General features: G+C 74.0%; 20 protein-coding genes. 6 read left to right on the top strand and 14 right to left on the bottom strand.

From position 1 onward, the window contains the following. Window positions 1-47 precede the first annotated feature (47 nt). The 6 genes from ACFQH9_RS10945 to mftF form a co-directional block, all read right to left on the bottom strand. Entirely contained in the window at window positions 48-1,055 is a 1,008-nt protein-coding gene (locus tag ACFQH9_RS10945; protein WP_379565861.1) for a P1 family peptidase, read from the bottom strand. A 123-nt stretch (window positions 1,056-1,178) separates the two neighbouring features. Then, window positions 1,179-1,928, bottom strand: a complete 750-nt coding sequence (locus tag ACFQH9_RS10940) for an SRPBCC family protein (protein WP_379565860.1) — start codon at window positions 1,926-1,928, stop codon at window positions 1,179-1,181. A 122-nt stretch (window positions 1,929-2,050) separates the two neighbouring features. Continuing rightward, window positions 2,051-2,902 (bottom strand): FAD binding domain-containing protein, encoded by an 852-nt coding sequence (locus tag ACFQH9_RS10935; RefSeq protein WP_379565859.1) that lies wholly within the window; start codon window positions 2,900-2,902, stop codon window positions 2,051-2,053. Further along, complete coding sequence (locus ACFQH9_RS10930; protein ID WP_379565858.1) at window positions 2,899-5,379, bottom strand: xanthine dehydrogenase family protein molybdopterin-binding subunit; 2,481 nt, start codon at window positions 5,377-5,379, stop codon at window positions 2,899-2,901. The genes ACFQH9_RS10935 and ACFQH9_RS10930 overlap by 4 nt, the downstream gene beginning before the upstream one ends. A 5-nt stretch (window positions 5,380-5,384) precedes the next feature. Further along, complete coding sequence (locus tag ACFQH9_RS10925; RefSeq protein ID WP_379565857.1) at window positions 5,385-5,897, bottom strand: (2Fe-2S)-binding protein; 513 nt, start codon at window positions 5,895-5,897, stop codon at window positions 5,385-5,387. A gap of 276 nt (window positions 5,898-6,173) precedes the next feature. After that, a complete protein-coding gene (mftF, locus tag ACFQH9_RS10920; protein ID WP_379565855.1) occupies window positions 6,174-7,631 on the bottom strand; it encodes a mycofactocin biosynthesis glycosyltransferase MftF in 1,458 nt (485 codons plus the stop codon). 62 nt (window positions 7,632-7,693) lie between these two features. Between mftF and ACFQH9_RS10915 the strand changes: the two genes are divergently transcribed. Beyond that, entirely contained in the window at window positions 7,694-8,842 is a 1,149-nt protein-coding gene (locus ACFQH9_RS10915; RefSeq protein ID WP_379565854.1) for an alkaline phosphatase family protein, read from the top strand. On the opposite strand, the gene ACFQH9_RS10910 is transcribed toward ACFQH9_RS10915, so the two are convergent. The 7 genes from ACFQH9_RS10910 to mftA all read right to left on the bottom strand — a co-directional run bounded on the left by ACFQH9_RS10910 (window position 8,829) and on the right by mftA (window position 16,255). After that, window positions 8,829-9,386: a Uma2 family endonuclease gene (locus ACFQH9_RS10910; protein ID WP_379565853.1), complete on the bottom strand. Its 558-nt coding sequence runs from the start codon at window positions 9,384-9,386 to the stop codon at window positions 8,829-8,831. The genes ACFQH9_RS10915 and ACFQH9_RS10910 overlap by 14 nt on opposite strands. Window positions 9,387-9,508: 122 nt before the next feature. Further along, entirely contained in the window at window positions 9,509-10,219 is a 711-nt protein-coding gene (gene mftE / locus ACFQH9_RS10905) for a mycofactocin biosynthesis peptidyl-dipeptidase MftE (protein ID WP_379565851.1), read from the bottom strand. Window positions 10,220-10,283: 64 nt separating this feature from the next. Then, on the bottom strand, window positions 10,284-12,149 hold the full coding sequence (locus tag ACFQH9_RS10900) for a mycofactocin system FadH/OYE family oxidoreductase 2 (RefSeq protein ID WP_379565850.1): 1,866 nt from the start codon (window positions 12,147-12,149) through the stop codon (window positions 10,284-10,286). Beyond that, window positions 12,149-14,497 carry an oxidoreductase gene (locus ACFQH9_RS10895; RefSeq protein ID WP_379565849.1) on the bottom strand — a complete coding sequence of 783 codons (2,349 nt, stop codon included), beginning with the start codon at window positions 14,495-14,497 and terminating at the stop codon, window positions 12,149-12,151. The genes ACFQH9_RS10900 and ACFQH9_RS10895 overlap by 1 nt, the downstream gene beginning before the upstream one ends. 64 nt (window positions 14,498-14,561) lie before the next feature. After that, entirely contained in the window at window positions 14,562-15,824 is a 1,263-nt protein-coding gene (mftC, locus tag ACFQH9_RS10890; protein WP_379565848.1) for a mycofactocin radical SAM maturase, read from the bottom strand. A 22-nt stretch (window positions 15,825-15,846) separates the two neighbouring features. Next, the gene (gene mftB, locus ACFQH9_RS10885; protein ID WP_379565847.1) at window positions 15,847-16,164 is read right to left on the bottom strand and encodes a mycofactocin biosynthesis chaperone MftB; all 318 of its coding nucleotides are present in this window, start codon (window positions 16,162-16,164) and stop codon (window positions 15,847-15,849) included. Further along, the gene (gene mftA / locus ACFQH9_RS10880) at window positions 16,154-16,255 is read right to left on the bottom strand and encodes a mycofactocin precursor MftA (RefSeq protein WP_379565846.1); all 102 of its coding nucleotides are present in this window, start codon (window positions 16,253-16,255) and stop codon (window positions 16,154-16,156) included. Before mftA ends, mftB begins: the two co-directional genes overlap by 11 nt. A gap of 101 nt (window positions 16,256-16,356) precedes the next feature. Between mftA and ACFQH9_RS10875 the strand changes: the two genes are divergently transcribed. The 4 genes from ACFQH9_RS10875 to ACFQH9_RS10860 all read left to right on the top strand — a co-directional run bounded on the left by ACFQH9_RS10875 (window position 16,357) and on the right by ACFQH9_RS10860 (window position 21,994). Beyond that, window positions 16,357-17,580 carry a GNAT family N-acetyltransferase gene (locus ACFQH9_RS10875; RefSeq protein ID WP_379565845.1) on the top strand — a complete coding sequence of 408 codons (1,224 nt, stop codon included), beginning with the start codon at window positions 16,357-16,359 and terminating at the stop codon, window positions 17,578-17,580. Window positions 17,581-17,759: 179 nt separating this feature from the next. Continuing rightward, window positions 17,760-19,052, top strand: a complete 1,293-nt coding sequence (gene mdo, locus ACFQH9_RS10870) for an NDMA-dependent methanol dehydrogenase (RefSeq protein WP_379565844.1) — start codon at window positions 17,760-17,762, stop codon at window positions 19,050-19,052. A gap of 176 nt (window positions 19,053-19,228) precedes the next feature. Next, window positions 19,229-20,452, top strand: coding sequence for an AAA family ATPase (locus tag ACFQH9_RS10865; RefSeq protein WP_379565843.1), 1,224 nt, complete (start codon window positions 19,229-19,231; stop codon window positions 20,450-20,452). Further along, the gene (locus ACFQH9_RS10860; protein WP_379565842.1) at window positions 20,453-21,994 is read left to right on the top strand and encodes a VWA domain-containing protein; all 1,542 of its coding nucleotides are present in this window, start codon (window positions 20,453-20,455) and stop codon (window positions 21,992-21,994) included. It begins immediately after the preceding gene. Window positions 21,995-22,106: 112 nt separating this feature from the next. On the opposite strand, the gene ACFQH9_RS10855 is transcribed toward ACFQH9_RS10860, so the two are convergent. Beyond that, entirely contained in the window at window positions 22,107-23,069 is a 963-nt protein-coding gene (locus ACFQH9_RS10855; protein ID WP_379565841.1) for a zinc-binding alcohol dehydrogenase family protein, read from the bottom strand. 72 nt (window positions 23,070-23,141) lie between these two features. Between ACFQH9_RS10855 and ACFQH9_RS10850 the strand changes: the two genes are divergently transcribed. Next, window positions 23,142-23,483 (top strand): winged helix-turn-helix transcriptional regulator, encoded by a 342-nt coding sequence (locus tag ACFQH9_RS10850; protein ID WP_379565839.1) that lies wholly within the window; start codon window positions 23,142-23,144, stop codon window positions 23,481-23,483. The last annotated feature ends 102 nt before the right edge of the window (window positions 23,484-23,585 follow it).

Here is a 23,585-nt window from a genome sequence, read left to right as displayed (position 1 = left end):
GTTGTTGCTAATCGTAACCGCTCTCTCCCGGCACAGCCCCGGTCCGCTCAGGCCAGGCTGCGGTAGGAGGGCCAGGACCCGCCCGCGGTGGTGACCGGGGTCGCAGCCAGCACGGCGCGCACCACGGCGCGGCTGACGACACCGGCGGCCGCCGCATGCAGCGCGAACAGCTCCTCGGGGCCCGGGGCCGGGCGGTCGCCGGTGGCCAGGGCGAAGATCACATCGCCGTCCATCACGGTGTGCACCGGGTCGAGGGCCCGGGCGTACCCGTCGTGCGCCACGGTCGCGACCCGCCCGCACCCCGCCTTGTCCAGCGTCGCGTCGGTCGCGACCACCGCGAGCGTCGTCGCCGTGCCGGGGTCGCCGACGCCCGGGCGGCGCAGGGCGCGGCCGAGCGCGCGGACCGCGCCGGGCGCGGGCTCGGCGTCGGGGAACTCGCCGGGCAGGCCGTGGCGTGCGCCCAGCAGTCGGCCGGTCGGCTCGTGCACGGCCGATCCCACGGCGTTGACCACGACCAGCGCGGCGACGGTGAGGCCACTGTCCAGGACGACGCTGGCCGTGCCGACGCCGCCCTTCAGCCCGCCCGCCGTCGCGCCCGTCCCCGCCCCGACGACACCCTCCGCGACCGGTCCCCCGGCGGCGGCGTCGTAGGCGGCCGCGCCGGTCCCGGCCGTGGGGCGGGCCGTGAAGCGGCCGCCGCGGCCGAGGTCGAAGAGCACCGCGGCGGGCACGATCGGCACGACCCCGCCCGTCACGGGGAACCCCTCGCCCGCGGCCTCGAGCCGCTCCATCACACCGTGCGCGGCGGCCAGGCCGTAGGCGCTCCCACCCGAGAGCACGACCGCGTGGACCCGCTGCACCGTGTTGCCCGGGGCCAGCAGGTCGATCTCCCGGGTCCCGGGCGCCGCTCCCCGGACGTCGGCGCCCGCGACCGCGCCGCCGGGCGGGCAGAGCACCACCGTGGTGCCGCTCAGCGCGTCCTCGCCGGCCACGGCTGCGTGCCCCACCCGGATCCCGGGGACGTCGGTGATCGCGTTGTGCGGGCCCGCGTGCATGGGCCGATCCTCGCACCCGGCCGCGGCGGGTCCGCAACGCGGCAAACGCCGGGAGCGCCGGCCCGGGAACGCCGAGGGCCGGCGACCCGTGCGGGTCGCCGGCCCTCCGGTCGTCGGACCGGGTCAGCTCTTCCGCAGGCTGCGGATGATCAGGAAGATCGCGAGCAGCACGCCGAGCCCGCCCGCGACCGGGACGAGCCGCTTGACGATCGGGGCGCCCGCGGTGTCGAGCAGGTCGATGGCGTCGACGCTGCTCTTCATCGGGGCGGGCTTGGTGGCGGCGGGCTGGGCCGCGCTGGAGCTCGACTGGGTGCCCATCGGGGACGGGACGGTGGCGTCCGGGGTCTCCGAGGCCACGCCGCCGGCCGTCGGGGTCGCCGGGGCGGCCGTCGTCGCCGGGGTGACGGGCTCGGCCGGGGCCTCCTGCTTGGCGGTCAGCTTGTCGGCGAGGCAGGACGAGAACTGCCCGATGATCTTGTCGGCGACGTCGGAGATCACACCGCGGCCGAACTGCGCCGGGCGGCCGGTGATGGTCATGTCGGTGACCATCGTGACCTCGGTCTTGTCCGGGCCGTCGGCCTTCATCGTGCCGGTGACCTTCGCGGCCGCCGTGCCGTTGCCGCGCGAGTCGCGGCCGGTGGCGTCGATCACGACCTTGTGGTTCGCGTCGTCGCGCTCGATGTAGGTGCCCTTGCCCTTGTAGGTCAGCGAGATCGGGCCCAGCTTCACCTTCACCGTCCCGGTGAAGGAGTCGCCCGTGTACTCCGTCAGCGTGGCGCCGGGGAAGCAGGGGGCGACGGTCTCCGGGTTGTTCAGGGCCGCCCAGGCGTCCGCGATGGGCGCCGCGATCGTGAACTTGTTCTCCAGCTGCATGACTTCCAGTCTCCTCGTCGACGAGCCCGCCACGCCTCGGGACGGGCGGAGCTCCTGGTAGGAGAAACGGCGGGACGCCTGCCCGGGCCCCGGGCAGGCGTCCAGCCGTCCTCGCGAGTGCCTCAGCCGGCGGCCGCCAGCACCGCCCGGCCGGTGAGCACCCTGGCCAGGTGCTCACGGTAGTCGGCCGCGGCATCGGCGTCACTCGGAGCCGCCGTGCCCTCCGTCGCGTGCTCGGCGGCGGCACGGACCGTGTCCGCGGTCGCGGGCTGGCCCACGAGGGCCTGCTCGACGCCGGTGGCCCGGATCGGCGTGGTGCCCATGTTGGTGAGCCCGATGCGGGCCTCGGCGATGGAGCCGCCCTCCACCCGCAGCGCGGCGGCCACGGCCACCATCGACCAGGCCTGCGCGGTGCGGTTGAACTTCTCGTAGTGCGAGCTCCAGCCGGTGTACTTCGGGAACCGGACCTGGGTGAGGATCTCGCCCTCGCCGATCGCGGTGGTGAAGTAGTCGACGAAGAACTCGCCCGCCGGCACCGTGCGGGTCCCGGAGGAGCCGGCGATCACGAACTCGGCGTCGAGCGCCAGGGCGACCGCGCCGAGGTCGCCGGCCGGGTCGGCGTGCGCCAGCGCGCCGCCGAGGGTGCCGCGGTGGCGCACCTGCGGGTCCGCCACGGTCGCGGTGGCCTGCGAGAGCAGCGTCACGTGCTGCTTGACCAGGTCGTCGCGCATCACGTCGTGGTGCGGGGCCATGGCGCCGATGGCGATCCGGTCCCCGTCCTCGCTGATCTGGCGCAGCTCCGCGATGCCGCCCAGGTCGACGACCAGCGACGGTGCGGCGAGCCGGAGCCGCAGCACCGGCAGCAGGCTCTGCCCGCCGGCGAGGATCTTGGCGTCGTCCCCGCCCTGCTGCAGCGCGCTGACGGCCTCCTCGACCGACGACGGCCGGACGTAGTCGAACTTGGCGGGGATCACTGGACCTCTCCCTGCGGGTTGTTGGGGTCGATGGAGCCGAGGCCGGCGCCCGGCGAGTGGGTGTCGACCGGCGTCTCCTGGGTGGAGCGGCCGCGGGCCTCCTGGATGGCGCGCCAGACGCGCTGCGAGGTCGTCGGCATCTCGATGTCCGTGACGCCCAGGGGCCGGAGCGCGTCGAGCACGCCGTTGACGATCGCCGGGGTGGAGGCGATGGTGCCCGCCTCGCCCACGCCCTTGACGCCGAGCGGGTTGGAGGTGGCCGGGGTGCTGACGATCTCCGTGGTGAAGCTCGGCAGGTCGGCCGCCGAGGGCAGCGTGTAGTCGACGAAGGTGCCGTTGACCAGGGTGCCCTGGTCGTCGTAGTTGGCCTCCTCGAACAGCGCCTGCGCGATGCCCTGGGCGAGGCCGCCGTGCACCTGACCCTCGGCGATCAGCGGGTTGACGACGTTGCCGATGTCGTCGACGCAGACGTAGTGGCGGAGGTTCACCCGGCCGGTCTCCGTGTCGACCTCCAGCGCGGCGAGGTGCGTGCCGTGCGGGAAGGAGAAGTTCTCCGGGTCGTACACCGCGTCGGAGTCGAGCGAGGGCTCCATGCCCTCCGGGTAGTCGTGCGCCATGAACGCGGCGAACGCGATCTCCTGGATCGCCTTGCCCTTGTCCGTGCCGCGGACGGTGAACTGCCCGGCGTTGAACTCGATGTCGCCCTCGTCGGCCTCGAGCAGGTGCGCGGCGATCTTCTTCGCCTTCTCGACGACCTTGTCCGCGGCCATCGTGATCGCGATGCCGCCGACGACGAGCGATCGCGAGCCGTAGGTGTCGAGGCCCTTGGGCGACGACGCGGTGTCGCCGTGCAGGATCTCGACGTCCTCGAACGGGACGCCCAGCTTGTCCGCGACGATCTGGGAGAACGCCGTCTCGTGGCCCTGGCCGTGCGCGGAGGCGCCGGTGATGACCTCGACCTTGCCGGTGGCCAGCATCCGGATGCTCGCGGCCTCCCAGCCGCCGGCGCCGTAGGCCAGCGAGCCGAGCACGCGCGAGGGCGCCAGGCCGCACATCTCGGTGAAGGTCGAGATGCCGATGCCCAGCTGGACCTTGTCGCCGCGCTCGCGGCGCTCGGCCTGCTCGCGGCGCAGGGCGTCGTAGTCGAAGAGCTCCTTGGCCCGGGCGGTGGCCTGCTCGTAGTTGCCCGAGTCGTAGGTCAGCCCGCACACCGTGGTGTACGGGAACTCCTCGTGCTTGATCCAGTTCTGCTCGCGCAGCTCCAGCGGCTCGCGGCCCAGCTCGACGGCGAGCTCGTCCATGATCCGCTCGATGGCGAAGGTGGCCTCGGGACGGCCGGCGCCGCGGTAGGCGTCCGTCAGGGTCTTCGTGGTGAAGACGTTGGTGTCCTGGAAGCGGTACGCCGGGATCTTGTAGATGGCGTTGAACATGAACGCGCCCAGCACCGGCACGCCGGGCCCGACCAGCCCGAGGTAGGCGCCCATGTCCGCGAGGAGCTTGACGTCCAGGGCGGTGATCGTGCCGTCCTTCTTGGCGGCGATCGTGATGTCCTGGATCTGGTCGCGCCCGTGGTGGGCGGCGAGCATGCTCTCCGACCGGGTCTCGGTCCACTTGACCGGCCGGCCCAGCTTCTGGGCCAGCAGGACGGTCATCATCTCCTCGGGCAGCACGCCGATCTTGCCGCCGAAGCCGCCGCCCACGTCGGGGGCGATGACCCGCACCTTGGACTCGGGGACGCCGAGCGTCACCGTGGTCATGGTCCGCAGGATGTGCGGGATCTGGGTGGCCGAGTAGATGACCATCTGCTCGCCGGTCGGGTCGACCACGCACGAGCGCGGCTCCATGAACGCCGGGATCAGGCGCTGCTGGCGGAACCGGCGCCGGACGACGACCTGGTCCGGGTCGGCCTCGGCCGCGGCGATCGCGTCGGCGGCGCTGCCGCCGGTGCCGGCCTCGCCGGAGTCGAAGACCCAGGTGGCGGACTCGTTGGTGCCCAGGTCGGGGTGCACGAGGGTGGCGCCCTCGGCGAGCGCGGCCTCCATGTCGAGGACCGGGTCGAGCGGGTCGTAGTCGACCTCGACGAGATCGGCGGCGTCCTTGGCCTCGGCGGCGCTGCGCGCGACGACGACCGCCACGCCCTCACCGGCGAAGTGGACGGTGTCCTTGGCCAGGACGGGGCGCTGCGGGGCCTTCTGGTCCGGGGTGATCGGCCAGGCGCAGGGCATGCCGACCTCGTCGGCGCCGAGGTCCGAGACGGTGTAGACGCCGTGGACACCCGGGGCACGCTTCGCCTCGGTCGTGTCGATGCCGGTGATGCGCGCGTGCGCCAGCGGGGAGCGGACGATCGCCACGTGCAGCGTGCCGGGCGGGGTGATCGCGTCGGTGTAGCGGCTGCGGCCGGTGATCAGGCGCGCGTCCTCCTTGCGGACGCGGGCCTTGCCGAACTCGAGTGCGGTGGTGTCGGCGGTCGCGGTCATCTTCCTCAGTCTCCTGCGACGGGGGCGGGCGTCTCGGTCGGGGCGGACGCGCCGGGCTTCATCATCTGGGCCGCGCGCTGCACGGAGCGGATGATGTTCTGGTAGCCGGTGCAGCGGCAGAGGTTGCCCTCGATGCCCTCGCGGACCTCGCCCTCGTCGGGGTCGGGGTTGTCCCCGAGCAGGTCGACGGCGGCCATGATCATGCCGGGGGTGCAGTACCCGCACTGCAGGCCGTGACACTCGTTGAAGGCCTTCTGCACCGGGTGCAGCTCGCCCTCGCGGGCCAGGCCCTCGATGGTCAGCACCTCGCCGCCGTCGGCCTGGACGGCCAGGACCGAGCAGCTCTTCACGCTCTGCCCGTCGAGGTGGACGGTGCAGGCACCGCAGTTGCTCGTGTCGCAGCCGATCAGCGTGCCCGTCTTGCCGAGCCGTTCCCTGAGGTACTGGACCAGCAACATGCGGGGCTCGACCTCGTCGGCGTAGTTCACGCCGTCGACGGTGACCCGGACCTCTGCCATGAGTCTCTCTCCCAACCGCGGTGGTGGTCGCGTCCTCCGGGAGAGCCACCGGTCGCCGGTGCGCTCTCGGGCCGCGCACAGGGCTGTGGCGGCGAGCACATCACACTCCCGATCTTCATGCGGTGCAAGGCACCCGGACGGGACGCCCACCGGCACCGGCGGCCCGTTCGGACGTAGGTCCGCACTCGCGGTCGCACCCCTCGATCGGATCCGCAGGCGCGGCGTGCCGACGGGTTGCCAATCACCCGAGCGGACCAATCCTCTCGGGGGGTGGGCTCACTTCCGACCGGGTGAGGCGGGGCGCAGGGCGGCCGTGTCGCGGGCCTTCCAGGCCCCCCACCAGAGCCCGGCGCCGTACGCCAGGTCGTCCAGCCGGTGGGCGACCAGGTGGGTCACCGGGTCCGGTCGGACGGCCGGGTCGTACCGCCGGTGGGTCCACCAGTCCCCCAGCCCCTCGGCGACGCCGGCGAGCAGCACCGCGCGCCGCGCCCGCCGGGAGAAGGGCAGCAGGGCGGCCGCGAGCGGCCAGTGGTGCCGCAGCAACGCGTTCGCCACCTGCAGGCCCGCGCCGGAGAGCCCGAGCCCGGCCAGCCGGGCCGCCGAGACTCGTGGCCGTTCCAGCCGGGAGAGCTTGCGGGACAACCGTTCCGCCGCGACGCCGGTGACCGCCGCCGCGACCGGGACCGACCATCGGCGCTGGGCCAGCAGCGCGGCGCAGGCCGCGGCCGTCCACGGGCTGAGCACCATCGGCGGCACCGCGCCGCGGTGCCGGCGGGCGAGCGGTGCGGCGCCGGTGCCGTAGTAGGCCTTGCGCAGCCACCACGCCCCCGGCGAGGTCCGGTGGTCGTGCGCGACCCGGGCGGCGGGCTCGTAGCGCAGGCGCCGGCCGGCCGCGTGCAGCCGCAGCACGAGGTCGACGTCCTCGGCGACGTGCATGTCCTCGTCGAACCCCGGGCCGACGGCGTCGCGCCGGACCAGCATCGCGGCGCTCGGGACGTAGGCGACCCGGCTGCGCGGCACGATCAGGGCGGGGTCGGGGCCGAGGTCCAGGCTGGACCGCACCGCCTCGTAGCGGCCGATCAGGCTCCGGAGGCGGAGCCTGCGGAGCCGGCCGTCGGGACCGTCGGGGTGCAGCGCGACGATGCGCGGGGCCACCAGCGCGACCGCGGGATCGGCGAGGTGGTCCAGCAGCGGGTCGAGCCAGCCCTCCTGCGGCACGACGTCCGAGTCCAGGAACATCACCAGCGGTGTGGTGGCCGCGGCGAGCCCGGCGTTGCGGGCGGCGGCGGGTCCGCGCGGGGTCTCGTGCCGGATCACGCGGCCGTGCGCCGCCTCGACGGTGGCGGCCAGGCCTTCGGGATCCGCGCCGCCGTCGTCGACCACGATCAGGCCGCCGAGATCGTCGGGCAGCGCGGCGAGCAGCCGGTCGAGGGGGCGGTCCTTCACCGGGACGACCACGGTGACCTCGCCCCGCCCCGGCCCGCCCGGGATCGGGTGGGCGGGATGGGCGAAGCCGGAGTCGAGCAGTGTGCGGGCCAGGGCCCGGGAGGTCGGGTCGGCGACGGTCACCGTGTCGCCGGCGCCGAGGACGGTCTGCGCCCGCGGGCTCAGGTGGACGAGCTTGGGCGGCGCCCCGCCGAGCAGCGCCGCCCCGCCGTCGCGCCCGGCGAGCCGGCGCACCCGCCGGTCCAGCACCACGCGCATCCCGTCCGGCAGCGTCCCCGTCGAGCCCACCCCGGGATCCAAACACGCGGCGGTGGTTCGGGGGCGGCGCGGTGACGTGGCACTCTCGCCCCGTGTCCTCCGGTGATCCGCTGCTGCCCCGCTACGGCGAGCGCTCGCTGGCCGAGGTGTTCCCGGCCGTCCTCGCCGCGCTGGGGGTGCCGGGGCCGGCACCCGCGATCCCGCTGCCGCCGGTGCGCGCGGCCGCGGTGCTGCTCGTCGACGGCCTGGGCGCCGACCTGCTCCGCACCCACGCCGACGACGCCCCGTTCCTGGCCTCCCTCGGCGGCGAGCCGCTGACCGTCGGGTTCCCGTCGAGCACCTCGATCAGCATCACCTCGCTCGGCACCGGGCTGCCGCCGGGCGGGCACGGCGTGGTCGGGATCAGCTTCCGCGCCTGCGGCGACGCGCTGCTCGACTCGCTGAAGTGGACCTCCTACGGCGTGCCCGAGCCGGCCGACCTGCGCGAGACCCTGCCGCCCGAGCAGGTCCAGCCCGAGCCCACCGCGCTCGAACGGGCCGCGGCCGACGGCGTGCAGGTCACGGCCGTCGGACCGCGGGCCTTCCGCGGTTCGGGGCTGACGCGTGCGGCGCTGCGCGGCGGGCGGTACCACGGCGTGCTGGCCCTGGGCGACCTCGCCGCCGGGGTGGTGGACGCGCTCGCGGAGCCGGGCCGCCGGCTCTGCTACGGCTACCACGCCGACCTCGACACCCTCGGGCACGTGCACGGCCCCGGCTCCCCCGCCTGGCGCTACCAGCTGGGGCAGATCGACCGGCTCGCCGCGACGATCGCCGACCGACTGCCGCCGGACGCGCTGCTCGCGGTCACCGGGGACCACGGGATGGTGCAGGTGACCCGCCGCTACGACGCGGACGAGCTCCCCCCGCTGCGGCACGGCGTCCGGTTGCTCGGCGGGGATCCCCGGGCCCGGCACGTCTACGTCGAGGAGGGGGCTCTCGACGAGGTGCACGCCGCCTGGCGGGAGACCCTCGGCGAGGACGCGTGGATCGTCACCCGGGACGAGGCCGTGGCCGCGGACTGGTTCGGCCCGCTCGGACCGCACGTCGCGGACCGCATCGGGGACCTCGTCGTCGCGATGCGGGGGTCGGCCGGCGTGGTGCGCACGCTCGCCGAACCGGTCCTGGCGGGCCTGCCCGGTCAGCACGGCTCGCTGACCGCGGAGGAGCAGCTCGTGCCGCTGTTGGTGACTACCGGGCGGTGAGGCGGTCGAGGTCGAGGGTGACCGGCACGCCGCTCACCTCGGTCGTGACCTGCCCGCGGTGCTCGCCCGCGAGGTCGTAGTCGCCGTCGACCAGCACGTACGCCGTCAGGACGGTCGGGTTGGCCAGGTCGACGACCCAGTACTGCGGAATCCCGGCGTCGGCGTACTCGGAGAACTTGAGGACCCGATCGACGCGGCGTGTGCCGTCGGAGAGGATCTCGACCGCGAGCAGCACGTCCGACGCGCTGTACCGCGGTGGGTTCTGCTCGTACAGCGCCGTGCGGGTCACGATCACGTCGGGCGCCCTGATGGTCAGGGGCACGGCCTCGAGCAGCACCTCGACATCGACCAGCGGGATCAGCTCGTGAGGCAACGCGTCGTCGAGACCGGCCGCCAGACGCGCATTGGCCCGTTGATGTCTCGACACGGGCTTCGCCGCCATGACCAGCATGCCCTCGCTCATCTCGAGCCGGAACTCGTCGCTCTCCGGCAGCGCTTCCCACTCCGCGAGCGTGAGCGGGTGGCTCGGCCACGACAGGGTCATCGCACGTCTCCTTCCCGGACCCATGATGGCAGCCGGGACCGACGATCCGGGGCACGTCGGCCGGATCGGGCGCGCATAACCGCGGTGCCGTTCACCAGCGTGAACGAGCAGGCGAACGCGGGTCAGGACCCGTACGCCAGCCGGCCGGTCTCCTCGTCGGGTTCCCACCCCGTGACGGCTGGGGTAAGCGCGTCCGTCATCGCGGCGAGCAGGGCCTCGCCCTCCTCGGCGGTGGCGCCGCGCGGGTCGCCGAGCACACCGTTCGGGCTCACCCCGGCCACCCCCTTCTCCCGCATCACCGGCAGCAGTTCACGCAGCGGTGCGGTCGCCCCCGGCTCGCGCTCGCGGCCGACCCCGGCGGGGTCGAGCGCCAGCATCAGCGCGGTCTCGGTGCGGCCGGCGTGCGCGTCGCCGGGGACACCCGGTGCGACGCAGGGCACCCACGCGGCGTCGCGGCCCTCGTACCGCAGCAGCCGGACGGCCTCGACGAGCGTGCCGACGTTGCCCCCGTGGCCGTTGACGAACAGCAGCCGGGCCGCCCAGCGGCAGGCCGACCGGCCGAGCTCGACCAGGACCGCCCGCAGCGCCTCGTGCCCGATCGAGACGGTGCCCGGGAAGCCCTCGTGCTCCCCCGCCGCCCCGTAGGCGACGGCCGGGGCGAGCACCAGATCGGGGTCGCGCCGCTCCAGCCGGGCGGCGACCCGCTCCGCCACGCGCACGTCGGTGGTGAGCGGCAGGTGGGGCCCGTGCTGCTCGACCGAGCCCACCGGGACCACCAGGGTCCGGGGTGGACCGTTGCGCAGGACCGTCCACGTGAGCTCGTCGGCCCTCATCCCCGACCTGCGCGCACGGAGTTGTCCACAGTGTGGATCCACAGGTGGACACCACTCTCAGGTTTCACAGGCTCACCGCCAGCCGCTCGCCGTCGCGCACCGCGGCGTCCATCCGCCGCGGGGCCAGGCAGTCACCGATCCGGTGGACCCCCGGGCGCTCACGCAGGGTGGGCCACAGGGCGTCGTCCGGCTCGGCGGGGATCGCGCAGACCACCGCGTCGACCTCCCTCGTCTCGGTCCTGCCCGTGGGATGGTGCACCAGCGTGGCCCGGCCGGGCGCGACGGTCGTCACCAGCCGGTCCGTGGTGAGCCGGATCCCGGCGGCGTGGGCCCGGCGGCGGAAGCCCTCGCGGTCGAGCGTGAGGCCGAGGTCCTGGCCGACCACCATCCCCGGTGCCACGATCTCCACCGTGCAGCCGCGAGCGGCGAGCAGTTCGGCCACCGAGGTGGCCTGGTGGAAGCCCAGCTCGTCGACGACGAGCACGGTGCCGGTGGGCGCGGCGCTGCCGTCGAGGACGTCCCGGACGTCGAGGGCGCCGGGCCACCGGCGGGCGGGCCGGGCCCCGGTGGCGAGGACGACGACGTCGGCGTCGAGGTCCTCCGGCTCGCCCCGCCGGAACTCCACACCGGACCGTTCGCCCTCGGCGACGAGGTCGCGGACGACGTGCGCCAGCTCGCCGCGTCCCGGGGCGAGCGCGGCAAGGGCCAGCTGGCCGCCCAGCCGGTCCCGTTCGTGGAGCGTCACCCGGTGGCCGCGCGCGGCGGCGGTGGCGGCGGCCCGCCGCCCGGCCGGCCCGCCGCCGATCACGAGCACGCGCCGCGGCACACCCGGGGCCGGCAGGGGGACCGACTCGTGGCCGGCCCGCGGGTTCACCGCACAGCCCAGCGGCCGGTTCATCCCGACCCGGCCGACGCACTCCTGGTTGCAGCCCACGCACACCCGCGTCGGGCCGCCCGGCGCGGCGAAGTTCGGGGAGGCGATCTGCCCGCGCGCGACGCCGACGAGGTCGCAGTGGCCCTCGACCAGTGCCTGCTCGGCGAGCGCGGGCCCGGTGAACCGCCCGACCGCGATCACCGGGAGCCGCACGGCCGCGCGGACCGCCGACGGGATGAAGGTCGCGTAGTTGGCCGGCGTGTGCATCGAGGCCTCGATGAGGTGCAGCGACGCCGTGGCCACGCCGATCGAGGTGTTGAGGTGGTCGACCTCGCCCGTCGCCTCGAGCAGGCGGGCCAGGGCGACGCCCTCGTCCAGCCCGATGCCGCCCTCGATGCCCTCCTCGCCGCCGAGCCGGACGCCGAGCACCCGGTCGCCGAGCTCCCGCCGGACCGCCGCCACGATCCGCAGGAGCAGCCGGGCGCGGTTCTCCAGGGCGCCGCCGTAGGCGTCGTCGCGGTGGTTGGTGGCGGGTGAGAGGAAACAGCGGACCAGGGAGGCGTGCGAGCACTGCAGCTCGACGCCGTCGAACCCGCCCTCGACGCAGTGCCGCGCGGTCCGCGCGTAGCCGGCCACCACCTCGTCGAGGTCCTCCTCGGTCATCGCGACCGGGACCTCGCGGAACATCGGGTCCGGGACCGGCGACGGGCCGCGGACCGGCTCGCGGGAGTACAGGCCGGAGGACTGCGGCCCGTTGTGGTTGAGCTGGGCGAGGACCACGGCGCCGTGGGCGTGCACGGCGTCGGTGATCGCGCGGTAGCCGGGCAGCACCGCGGGATCGTGGCCGCGGATCAGCTTCTCGTACGGCCGGTCGTGCGGGTGGACCGAGTGCTCCTCGGTGATCACCAGCCCGGCCCCGCCCGCGGCGCGCGCGGCGTAGTAGGCGGCGTGCTGTGCGGTGGGCAGGCCGTTCGACGCGTAGCCGGTCAGGTGGGCGGTGAAGACGATCCGGTTCGGCACCCGCAGCCGTCCGGCGTGCAGCGGTTCGTGCAGCATCACGGCACCGGACGCGCATCGGGGCGGTCGGCGCCCACGATCCCTGCCGCGCGGCGGAGACGCTGTACGGCCCGCCGCCCCTCCCGCACCGCCTCGTGCACGGTCCGGGGCGCGACACAGTCCCCCGCCGGCACCAGCCGCGCCGCCGGTCCCCGTGACTCGCGCCCCGAGCCCCCGTGAGTCGTGCCCCGAGCCCCCGCGCGTCGCGCCGTGAGCGCCGTGAGCTCCCGCGAGTCGGGAGATCCGGCACCGCGAGTCGCGAGCTCCGGCACCGCGAGTCGCGAGCTCCGGCACCGCGAGTCGGGAGATCCGGCAGCGCGAGTCGGGAGCTTCTCGTCCCGCAGGAGGCCTCGACGGGCGCGCCACAGGTCGCCGTCGGGCAGGCGGTGGGCGCAGTCGATCACCACGGTGCAGGGGATCTCCCGAGCCGCCCCGTGGTCGACGTCGGTGAGCAGCGCGGTCCCGCCCCCGACCGACCGGAGCCGCGCGAACAGTTCGCGCGCGACGCCCGCGCGCTCGAGCCGGCCGTTGGCGTCGGCGAGGTCGCCGGTGCGGGAGAGCTGGGTGCCGGCGACGGCGTCGGGGGTGACGAGCGCGCACGGCAGCCCTGCCGCGGCCACCTGCTCGGCGATCCCCACACCCGTCCAGTCGCCGATCGGGTCGTGCACGACGACGCGTGCGCCGGCAGGAAGCACGGCGGCGACCGCGTCGGGAGCGGGCGGGTCGGACGGGCGGCGGGGCCCGGCCGCGGCGAGCACCCCGGCCTCGAACTCGCCCGCGGGCAGCACGACGGCGTCGGGTGCGGCGACGAAGGCGTGGGGCGACGGCACGGACCCGGTCGCGAGCACGACGTCGCCGGCCAGATCGGCCGGACGTGCCTCGGCGCCGAGCGCCACCTCCACGCCCAGCCGGTCGAGCTCGCGTTCCCACCACTCGACGAGCAACCCGAAGCGGGCGCGTCCGTGCACCACCGCCGCGTACCGCAGCGCACCGCCGAGCTGCGGGGCCCGCTCCATCAGCCGGACCCGGTAGCCGTACAGCGCCGCCGTCCGGGCGGCCTCCAACCCCGCCGGACCTCCGCCGACGACGAGCAGCTCGCCGGCCGGACCGTGCGGTGCGAGCGGCAGGGCCGGGTCGAGGGTCTCGTGCCCCGAGCGCGGCTCGGCCTCGTCGGTGATCAGCGGGTTCCGCGGGTCGCGCGCGCGGTGCTGGTTGGCGAGGGTGCAGGGGCGGATCCGCTCGGGCGTCCCGGCCCGGACGTGCGCGACGAACCGGGGGTCGGCGATCTGCGCGCGCGTCATCTCGACGAGCGCGACGCCGGCGGCCAGCTCCTCCGCCGCCATGTCGGGGTCCACCACGCTGCCCTGCAGCACGATCGGCACGCCGAGCCCGAGGAAGGAGCGCGCCAGGGGACGGTTGAACCCGGGCGGGGTGTGCAGGTCGGGACGGGTCGCGGGGACGGTCAGCCCCGAGCCCCGTACCGGGACGAGGTAGTCGACGAGCTGCGCGAGGGCCGTCCGCTCTCCCGGATTCGCCGACTCGGTCTCGTGAAACTGCCGACTCGCGGGACTGAAAGTGCCGACTCGCGGAAGTTCAGAGCCCGACTCGCGGGGGGCCACGGCGCGACTCGCGGGATCGGAACTGTCGGCCGGCGGGGTGGAGAGCAGGGCGTGGGCGGAGGTGGGGGTGATGCCCGCCCAGGGGGCGAGCTCGTCGCAGCACAGCCGCAGGCCCAGGACGTGGTCCGGGCCGAGGGCGGCGCGCACCGCCCCGACGACCTCGCGGAGGAGCAGGGAGCGGTCCTCCCCGTAGTCGTCGGGACGGTGGTTGGTCAGCCCGGACAGGAACTGCCGGAGCAGGGAGTGCTGGCCGGCCTGGACCTCGACCCCGTCGAGCCCCGCGGCCACCGCGTCCGCCGCGGCCGCCGCGAAGCCCTCGACGACGGCGTCGATCTCCGCCTGCTCCATGACCTGCGGGACCTCGCGGGACACGACGTCGGGCACCCGGGAGGCGCCCCAGAGCGCCCGCCCGGTGAAGGCGGTGGTGCCCTGCGCGCCGGTGTGCCCGAGCCCGGCGAGCACCAGCGCGTCCGGGCAGGCCGCGCGGATCGCCCGCCAGCCCGGCCCGCAGGCCGCGGCCAGCGGCGCCCGCTCGTACGGCTGGTCCGACCCGTGCACGGACGCCGTCTCGGTGACGATCACCCCGCACCCGCCCGCGGCCCGCTCGGCGTAGTAGGCGACGTGCCGCTCGGAGAGCGCGCGCCCGCGGCCGAGGTTGGTGACGTGCGGCCCGAACAGGATCCGCGACGGCGCCGATCGGCCGCCGAGTTGCAAGGGCGAGGTGAGCATCGGAAGGTGGGTCGCGCGGCGCCGGACCCGTCGTCCCCGGGTCCGGCGCCGGCGGTCTGTGGGGTTACGAGCCGGCGACCGGGAGCCGCAGGCCCGAGTCGGTCTCCGAGGCGCCCAGCCCGGCGAGCGGGCTGGTCTCGCAGGCGCGGTCGGGCCGTCCCGAGACACGCGGTCCCGTCGAGGGCGCATCGGGACGGCCCATGCTCAGCTGCAGCAGGACCGGCGCCTTCTTGCCGAGCTTCGTCCGCGAGTGGTTCACGTCGGACCTCGGGATGACGTGGTCCGCGCCGCGCGCGGCCAGGGCCTGCTCGCCGAACCCGCGCACGCACTCCGGGTCCGGCCCGTCGAGCGGGAGGCCGGTGAAGAACTTGGCCGCCATGCACCCGCCCTGGCAGGAGTCGTAGTGCATGCAGGACTGGCACGCCCCACCGGTCTGCGGCCTGCGCAGCTCGGTGAACAGTTCCGAGGACTCCCACACCCGCTGGAAGCCGCCCTCGTCCCGGACGTTGCCGGCGAGGAAGTTCTCGTGGATCGCGAAGGGGCAGGCGTAGACGTCGCCGACCGGGTCGATCAGGCAGACGACGCGCCCGGCACCGCACAGGTTCAGGCCCGGCAGCGCCTCGCCGAACGCCGAGAGGTGGAAGAAGGAGTCCCCGGTCAGGACCTGGTCGCCGCGGTCGACGAGCCAGTCGTACATCTGCTTCTGCTGCGCGGGCAGCGGGTGCAGCTCGTCCCAGACGTCGGCGCCGCGGCCGGACGGGCGCAGGCGGGTGATCCGCAGCTGGGCGCCGTACTTGTCCGCGATGGCCTTGAACTCGTCGAGCTGGTCGACGTTCTGCCGGGTCATGACGACCGAGATCTTCGGCTGCGCGAAACCGGCCTCGGCCAGGTTCTCCAGCGCACTGATCGCCATGTCGTACGAGCCGGGCCCGCGGACGTAGTCGTTGACCTCCGGGGTCGCGCCGTCGAGCGAGATCTGGATGTCGACGTAGTCGGTCGCCGCCAGCTGCGCGGCGCGCTTCTTGTCGATCTTCAGGCCGTTCGTGGAGAACTTGACCCCGACGTTGTGCGCGATGGAGTAGTCGAGCAGCTCCCAGAAGTCCGGCCGGACCGTGGGCTCGCCGCCGCCGATGTTGATGTAGAAGACCTGCATCCGCTGCAGCTCGTCGATCACGGCCTTGGCCTCGGCGGTCGACAGCTCCCGCGGGTCGCGGCGGCCGGACGAGGACAGGCAGTGGGCGCAGGAGAGGTTGCAGGCGTAGGTGAGCTCCCACGTCAGGCAGATCGGCGAGTTGAGGCCGTACTGGAAGTGATCGACCAGCTTCATCGGGGGCACTCCGGTGTGGTGGTTAGCGGGCTTCGATCGTCCCCGAGGCGGCCAGACCGGCCAGGGCCTTCAGGTAGGCGGGGCGCTGGGCCTCCTCGACGCCCGCGGCCGCGATCGCCGAGTGGACGTCCGGGTGGTCCTCGAGCCCCTTCACGACCTCCACGAGCGGGAGGGTCTTCAGGAAGGAGAGCTTGCGGGTGCCGAAGTGGTACACCAGCGCCCCGAACGGCTCCGGCCGCAGGGACACCTGCGGGCTGCACCGGTAGGGGGCGCCGGGGTCGAAGACGGAGCTGTCGCCGACCCCGGCGGCACCAGCGCTCTCGGCGCTCCTAGTAGACACCGCACATGCCGTCGATGGAGACCTCCTCGACGAGGGTCTCCTCGACGACGGGGGCGTCCTCGAGCTGCTCGGACTGCTCGATCGGGGCCATCGGGTACCTCCTGGTGCGACCTGGTGGACATCGGTGTCGGACGTGCCGGCCGGCAGGTCGGACGATATTGGCACCGGGTGCCTAAAGCAAGGGCGTGCCGGGTGCCCCCTCCCTTCGGAGAGGCCGCCGACGACCGGCCGCCGATCTCCCGCGCCGCCCCGGCGGGCACGTCGGGGCTGGTCGGCGGGCATGCTGGCGCGGTGCCCGCCGCGACCCTGCTGCACCTGACCAGCCCCGCCGAGTGGCGGACGGCGCTCCGCGTGGGCGTCGTGGCGCCGCCCTCGCTCGCCGAGGTCGGCTTCGTCCACCTCTCGACGGCCGAGCAGGTGGCCCTGCCGGCGAACCGGCTCTTCGCCGGGCGCCGCGACCTGCTGCTGCTCGCGGTCGACGCCGCCACGGTCGGCTGCGAGATCCGCTTCGAGCCGGGGACGCACGGCGATCCCGCCGCGATGCGCTTCCCGCACGCCTACGGCCCGGTACCGACCGGGTCCGTCGTCGCCGTCTCGGCCTACCGTCCGGGGACCGACGGCACCTTCTCCGCCCCGCCCGGGCCGCCGGCGCGCGCCGACCACCCCGGACGCCTGCGGGCCGTCGCCGACTCCCTGCCGCGCCGGACGGCGACCGCGGAGGTGCCGGTGGCCGGCGGCCTCGCCGTGCTGAACGACGACGTGCCGTGGTCCCCCGCGCTCAACCGGCTCCTCGTCGACGACGCCACCCCGGCCCAGGAGATCGCCGCCGAGGCGGACCGGGTGCTCGGCGGCGCGGGCCGCGACCATCGCTGCGTGACGATCCGCGGCACCGACCCGGGCCCCGTCGCCCGCGAGCTCGGCCGGTCCGGCTGGTGGGTGCAGCACGACGTCGTCATGGCCCGGGAGGTCGCCGGGGCCGGCCCGGGACCGGTCGCCGAGGAGGTGCCCGTCGACGCCGTCCGGGACCTGTGGGCCGCCGCGTGGCGCCCCGACCTGCCGGCCGACGACCCGCGCCGGCTCCGGCTGCCCGACCGGTACCTCGTCGACGACCGCGGGACCGATCTCCGGATCCTCGCCGTGCGCGAGGGCGGTCGAGCGGGCGGCGAGGTCGTGGCGGCGGCGGCGCTGTTCCTCGACGGCGCGACCGCGGTGCTCGAGGCGGTGGAGACCGCCGCCCCGCACCGGGGCCGGGGACACGGGAACGCCCTGCTCAACGGGGCACTCGCGGTGGCGGACCGGGCCGGCTGCGATCTCCTCGCGCTGCACGCGCAGGCCGACGGCGGGCCCCGCGACTGGTACGCCCGGCACGGCTTCCGGGTGCTCGACGACGCCTGGTCGGCCGGCCGCGAGCCGTGACGGGACACCGACGCGCGGGCTCGCGGCCGGTCGTCGGGGTCACTGCGCGGCCCACCCCTCCGACCCGACGGTTTCCGCCCCCACCTCTCGACGGTTTCCCCCGCGGCCCTCTGTGCCGGCCGTCACGCCGGTCCTAGCGTCCCCGTCGACCGCCATCACCTGCACCAGAAAGGGCTGCCATGCAGGTCGACGAACTGCTCAAGCCGTTCCCGCTCAAGGAGTTCCACCCGTTCCCCAAGGCCCTCCTCGGGCCGGGTGCGCACGAGATGATCGGGCCGGAGGCCCTGAAGCTCGGCTTCAAGAAGACGCTGGTGATGACGTCGGGCCTGCGGGGCACGAACATCGTCCACAAGATCGTCGAGTCGATGAAGTACCACGGCCTCGAGGTCGTGGTGTACGACCAGGTCGAGTCGAACCCCAAGGACTACAACGTCATGGACGCTGTGGGCCTCTACCAGCAGAACAACTGCGACTCGTTCGTCTCGATCGGCGGCGGCTCCAGCCACGACGCCTGCAAGGGCGCGCGCATCTCGGTGGCCCACGACGGCCGCAACGTCAACGAGTTCGAGGGCTTCAACAAGTCCGAGAACCCGCAGAACCCGCCGCACATCGCGGTCTCCACCACCGCCGGCACCGGCTCGGAGACCTCGTGGGCGTACGTCATCACCGACACCACGACGGACCCGGACAACCCGCACAAGTACGTGGCGTTCGACGACGCGTCGGTGACCTCGCTGGCGATCGACGATCCGGTCCTCTACTACGACTGCCCGATCGACTACACCGCGCAGTGCGGGTTCGACGTGCTCGCGCACGCCTCCGAGCCGTACGTGTCCCGGCTGAACTTCCAGCCGTCGCTGGGCAACGCGCTGCACGCGATCAAGCTGACCGCGCAGAGCCTGCGCGCCGCGGTGTGGAACGGCCAGGACCTGGCCGGCCGCGAGGGCATGATGTACGCGCAGTACATCGCCGCGCAGGCGTTCAACTCCGGTGGGCTGGGGATCATCCACTCGATCAGCCACGCGGTGTCGGCCTTCTACGACACCCACCACGGCCTGAACAACGCGATCGCGCTCCCGCGCGTGTGGGCGTTCAACATGCCGGTCGCCTACGAGCGCTTCGCGGACATCGCGGAGGCCATGGGCATCGACACCCACGGCATGACCAAGGTCCAGGCCGCGGAGGCCGCGCTGGCCGCCGCGATCCGACTGCTGCGCGACGTGGGCATCCCGGAGCGGTTCGTCGACGTCAAGGCCGACACCTACTCGAAGAACCGGCTCGGCCAGGGCCCGACCAAGTACTACGAGAACGCCAAGGAGATCAAGGGCGACGCCGCCGACGTCGACCGGATCACCAACCACGTCCTCGGCGACGCGTGCACCCCCGGCAACCCCAAGGAGTGCACCTTCGAGACCGTCCGTCCGGTCGTCGACCACTGCGTCAACGGCGACCTGGACGACCTGCTCAGCTGACCTCGTGACCGGCGACGGCGGGCCGCCGTCGCCACCCACGTCCGCATCAGGTCCGACGGGCCCGCCACGCGGATCCGGCGCACACTGGATCCGTGGCGGGCCCGCCCGCCTGGGCGCCTCCCTCACGTGCGCACCACCGCGGCTCGCCGGCGAGCCGCGCGGAAGGAGTTCCGGCCTTGACCAGCCTGTCCGACGGCCTCTCCGACGGCCCGCAGACCGATCCCGACCCGCCGTTCGAGTCCGTCGACGAGGTCGTGACCGCGCTGCGCGACCAGGGCTACATCGCCGACACCCGGCTCGCCACGACGGTCTTCCTGCTCACCCGGCTGGACAAGCCGCTGCTGCTCGAGGGACCGGCGGGCGTCGGCAAGACCGAGCTGGCCAAGATGCTCGCCGCGGCGACCGGCCGGCGGCTGCTGCGCCTGCAGTGCTACGAGGGCCAGGACGAGACCAAGGCCCTGTACGAGTGGGACTACGGCAAGCAGCTCATGTACACGCAGATCCTGCGCGAGAAGATCGGGCAGGTCGTCGAGGACGCCCCGGACCTGGCCACGGCCGTGGAGCGGATCGGCGAGAACGAGAGCGTGTTCTTCTCCGAGCGCTTCCTCGCCCCGCGCCCGCTGCTCGAGGCGATCCGCTCCGAGCAGCCCGTCGTGCTGCTGATCGACGAGGTCGACCGGGCCGACGAGGCGTTGGAGGCCGTCCTCCTGGAGACCCTCGGCGAGTTCCAGATCTCCGTCCCCGAGGTCGGCACCTTCTCCGCGAAGCAGCGCCCCTACGTGCTGCTGACCTCCAACAACACCCGCGACCTCGCCGCCGCGCTCAAGCGCCGCTGCCTGCACCTGTTCCTCGACTACCCCTCCGCCGAGCGCGAGCTGGAGATCGTGCGGTCGAAGAAGACCGGGCTGGCGGACTCCCTCGCCGAGGAGCTGGTCACCGTCGTGCGCGGGCTCCGCGAGCTCGAGCTGCGCAAGGCGCCGAGCATCTCCGAGACGATCGACTGGGCCCGCACGCTGGCCGTCCTCGGCGTCGACGAGCTGAACTCCCGGATCCTCTCCGACACCGTCTCCGTCGTGGTCAAGTACGACAAGGACGTCACGAAGGCGCTCGACGCGCTGCCCCGGCTCGTCGACCCGAACGCCGTGATCGAGGAGCCGGGGCACGGGCACGGGCACGGCCATGGTCATGGTCATGGTCACTCCCACGACGACCCGGACGGCGACGTCGACGGCCGGCAGAAGCGGGCCGGGAAGGACACCGCAGGCCGGCACGGCGAGGGCGCCTACGGCACCCCGGACTACGCCAGGGGGTCCGAGCGCGACGCCCCCGCCAAGCCCCGGTCGGTCACCTCTGGCCAGGGTTCGCGTTCCTTCGGCCTCGGACGCAGGCGGGCGCTCTAGATGGAGGCCGGCATCCACCGGTTCGTCCGGCTGCTGCGCCTCCGCGGCGTGCGGATCTCGGTCTCCGAGGCCGTCGACGCCATGCGGTGCGCGGCGCAGCCGGGCGTGCTGGCCGACAAGGCGGTCCTCAAGGAGGCGCTGCGCGTCGCGCTGGTGAAGGACCGGCGGGACGAGGCGACCTTCGACGAGGTGTTCGATCTCTTCTTCGCGCTGGTCAAGGTCGGTGAGGCGGAGACCGGGCACGGCCACGGGCACGGCCACGGCGATCTCTCCGACCACGGCACGCTCGACGACTTCACCCTCTCCGAGGACCCCTCGGAGACGCCGCAGCAGGGCCACGAGCACGGCAAGCCGGTCGACATCCGGGACTACTTCGACCCGGAGGACCTGGCGCAGCAGTACAACCTGCACCAGGAGGCCAACAAGATCGACCTCGCCGCGATGACCGAGGAGATCGTCTTCTCCAAGGACGACCAGGGACAACCGCTGTTCGAGGGCAACCGGGTCCAGATCGAGACCGACCGGCTCTCCGGTGCGGGGCTGCCGGGTGACATCTCGACGGCCACCGGCACCAAGGTCGACGCCGACCTGTCCGTCGCCGAGCAGGAGGCCCTGCTGGGCTGGTTGACCGCCGCGGAGGAGGACGCCGCCGCCTCCGCGGGGACGGAGGACGACGCCACCGCGCTGCGCCGCCGCCTCGCCGGCGTCCTGCAGAACCTCCCGGAGGCCGTCAAGGCGCACCTGGAGCGACTGCTGGAGATCGAGCAGCGGATCATCGACGGCGGCGAGGGCGAGGGTCGGACGGCGCAGGTCGACCGGGCGTCGGAGACCGAGCGGATGCAGCTGGAGGACTCGCTGCGCCGGCTCGCGAAGACGCTGCACGGAGCGCTCACGCACCGCCGCCGGGTCTCCCCGCAGGGCCGCATCGACTCGGGCCGCACGATGCGCAGGAACATGCGGTTCGACGGCGTCCCGTTCACCCCGGTGACCGTGCGCCGGCAGGAGGACAAGCCCCGGCTCGTCGTCCTGACGGACGTGTCGCTGTCGGTGCGGGCCACGGCCCGGTTCACGTTGCACCTGGTCCACGGCCTGCAGGACCTGTTCGGGCAGGTCCGGTCGTTCGCGTTCGTGGACGAGATCGCGGAGATCACGGAGCTGTTCGCCGACCACCCCGTGGAGCACGCGCTCGGGCTGGTCTTCGGCGGCGACGTGGTCGACGTCGACGCCACCTCGAACTACGGGCTGGCCTTCGGCCGGTTCCTCGAGGAGCACGGCTCGGCCGTGACCCGGCGCTCGACCGTGCTGGTCCTCGGCGACGGCCGGGGCAACGGCAACGACCCGAACATGGAGGCGTTCGTCGAGATCACCCGGCGGGCCCGGGAGACCCTCTGGCTGACGCCCGAGCCCCGCTACTCGTGGGGGCTGGGCCGTTGCGACCTCCCGGCCTACGCCGAGTACTGCGACCGCGTCCGGGTCGTGCGCGACCTCACCGGCCTGGAGCAGACCACCAACGAGATGGCGGGCGAGCTGATCGGCCGCTGAAGGGCTCGCCAGTACGGAACCACAATGCGCTCAGAACCCGCCCGAACGCGCATGATGGTTCCGTAGTGCGAGGAAGGGGCCGGATTTTCCGCGGTAGGGAACCACAACGCGGTCAGAGGGTGAGCGCGACCTTGCCGACGGTACGGCCGGACTCCAGCTGTGCGTGGGCCTGGCGGAGGTTTTCGCCGGTCAGGCCCTCGAAGGTCTTCGTGAGCGTGGTGCGGATCCTGCCCTCGTCGACCAGCTCCGCCACCCGGTTCAGCAGGTCGCGCTGGGTCGCGTCGGTCTTCTGGAACAGCGGGCGGGTGAACATCAGCTCCCAGTGCCAGGTGATGCTCTTGGACTTCAGCGGGAGCAGGTCCATGCCCGGCGGCTCGTCGATCGCGACGATCTCCCCGCGCGGGGTGAGCAGCTCGGCGTAGGCCTCGACGTTCTTCCCGGAGACCGGGGAGAAGACGTACTGGACGTCCGGGACGACCGAGCGCACCGACTCCACGAGCGAGTGGTGGTCGGCGAGGTGGTCGGCGCCCAGGGCGCGCGCGAACTCCGCCGACTCCTCGCGGGACGCCGTGCCGATCACCTCGACGCCGGTCAGCGTCTTGGCCAGCTGGATCACCATCGAGCCCACGCCACCGGCCGCGGAGACCACGAGCAGGCGACCCGTGCTGGCGGGGCCGAGCCGCAGGGCGTCGAACAGGGTCTCCCAGGCGGTGATCGTGGTCAGCGGCAGCGCGGCCGCCTGCGCCCAGTCGAGGGTGCGCGGCTTGCGGCCCACGAGGTGCTCGTCGACCAGCTGGTACCCGGCGTTGGAGCCGGGCCGGTCGATCGTCCCCGCGTAGTACACCTCGTCGCCGGGTGCGTAGGCCGTGACGGCCGCGCCGACCGCCCGGACCACGCCGGCGGCGTCGAAGCCGAGGACGCGGGGCGCGTCGAGCCCGGCCCGGACCTTGGTGTCGACCGGGTTCACCGAGACCGCCCGCACCTCGACGAGCAGGTCGTGGGGGCCGGGGTCGGGCACCTCGTGCTCGATCTCCGTGAAGGTGAAGGCGTCGATCGCGGTCGTGCGTGTGCTCATGCCCGCGACGGTATCCGAGGGTTACCGGTTACCCGCAAGGGAAACTGCTTCCCTTCGGATACCATGCAGGTCGTGCCCGCCCTGAACGCGCCGCCCGACGCCTACCTGGCCAACTGCCCGTGCCGCTCCGTGCTGGACCTGCTCGCCGACAAGTGGAGCGCGCTCGCCCTCGGCGCTCTGGTCGGCGGGCCGCTGCGGTTCGGCGAGGTGCGGCGGCGGCTGGAGGGGATCAGCCCCAAGGTGCTCACCGCGGTGCTGCGCCGGCTCGAGGAGCACGGGCTGGTCGAGCGGACCGTGTACCCGGCCGTCCCGCTGCACGTCGAGTACGCCCTGACCGAGCTGGGGCGGGACGCCAACGGCCCGCTCGACGCGCTGCGCCGCTGGGTCGAGGCGAACATCGAGCGCTTCCCGTAGTCCCGCCGAGGTGCACCTCCGACCGGGCCGACCCGCTCCTGCCCGGTCGGAGGGTTCGCGGTGCCGGGCCGGACGGTTCCCGGCCCACGGCGGCGCCCCCCT

Origin of the sequence: Pseudonocardia lutea (genome assembly GCF_042658055.1) — a bacterium.
GTDB classification, from domain to species: Bacteria; Actinomycetota; Actinomycetes; order Mycobacteriales; family Pseudonocardiaceae; genus Pseudonocardia; species Pseudonocardia lutea.
Note: the sequence above shows the minus strand (reverse complement) of the source record. Positions and strands in the feature narration are given on the sequence as shown.

Bases quoted from the DNA above. Each gene is read 5' to 3' on its own strand.
- ACFQH9_RS10925 (WP_379565857.1), bottom strand. From the start codon at position 5,897: ATGGCAGAGGTCCGGGTCACCGTCGACGGCGTGAACTACGCCGACGAG.
- ACFQH9_RS10860 (WP_379565842.1), top strand. From the start codon at position 20,453: ATGGAGGCCGGCATCCACCGGTTCGTCCGGCTGCTGCGCCTCCGCGGC.
- mdo (WP_379565844.1), top strand. From the start codon at position 17,760: ATGCAGGTCGACGAACTGCTCAAGCCGTTCCCGCTCAAGGAGTTCCAC.
- mftC (WP_379565848.1), bottom strand. From the start codon at position 15,824: ATGAAGCTGGTCGATCACTTCCAGTACGGCCTCAACTCGCCGATCTGC.
- ACFQH9_RS10900 (WP_379565850.1), bottom strand. From the start codon at position 12,149: ATGCTGCACGAACCGCTGCACGCCGGACGGCTGCGGGTGCCGAACCGG.
- ACFQH9_RS10855 (WP_379565841.1), bottom strand. From the start codon at position 23,069: ATGAGCACACGCACGACCGCGATCGACGCCTTCACCTTCACGGAGATC.
- ACFQH9_RS10945 (WP_379565861.1), bottom strand. From the start codon at position 1,055: ATGCACGCGGGCCCGCACAACGCGATCACCGACGTCCCCGGGATCCGG.
- ACFQH9_RS10910 (WP_379565853.1), bottom strand. From the start codon at position 9,386: ATGACCCTGTCGTGGCCGAGCCACCCGCTCACGCTCGCGGAGTGGGAA.
- ACFQH9_RS10895 (WP_379565849.1), bottom strand. From the start codon at position 14,497: ATGCTCACCTCGCCCTTGCAACTCGGCGGCCGATCGGCGCCGTCGCGG.
- ACFQH9_RS10930 (WP_379565858.1), bottom strand. From the start codon at position 5,379: ATGACCGCGACCGCCGACACCACCGCACTCGAGTTCGGCAAGGCCCGC.
- ACFQH9_RS10940 (WP_379565860.1), bottom strand. From the start codon at position 1,928: ATGCAGCTGGAGAACAAGTTCACGATCGCGGCGCCCATCGCGGACGCC.
- mftA (WP_379565846.1), bottom strand. From the start codon at position 16,255: ATGGCCCCGATCGAGCAGTCCGAGCAGCTCGAGGACGCCCCCGTCGTC.
- mftE (WP_379565851.1), bottom strand. From the start codon at position 10,219: ATGAGGGCCGACGAGCTCACGTGGACGGTCCTGCGCAACGGTCCACCC.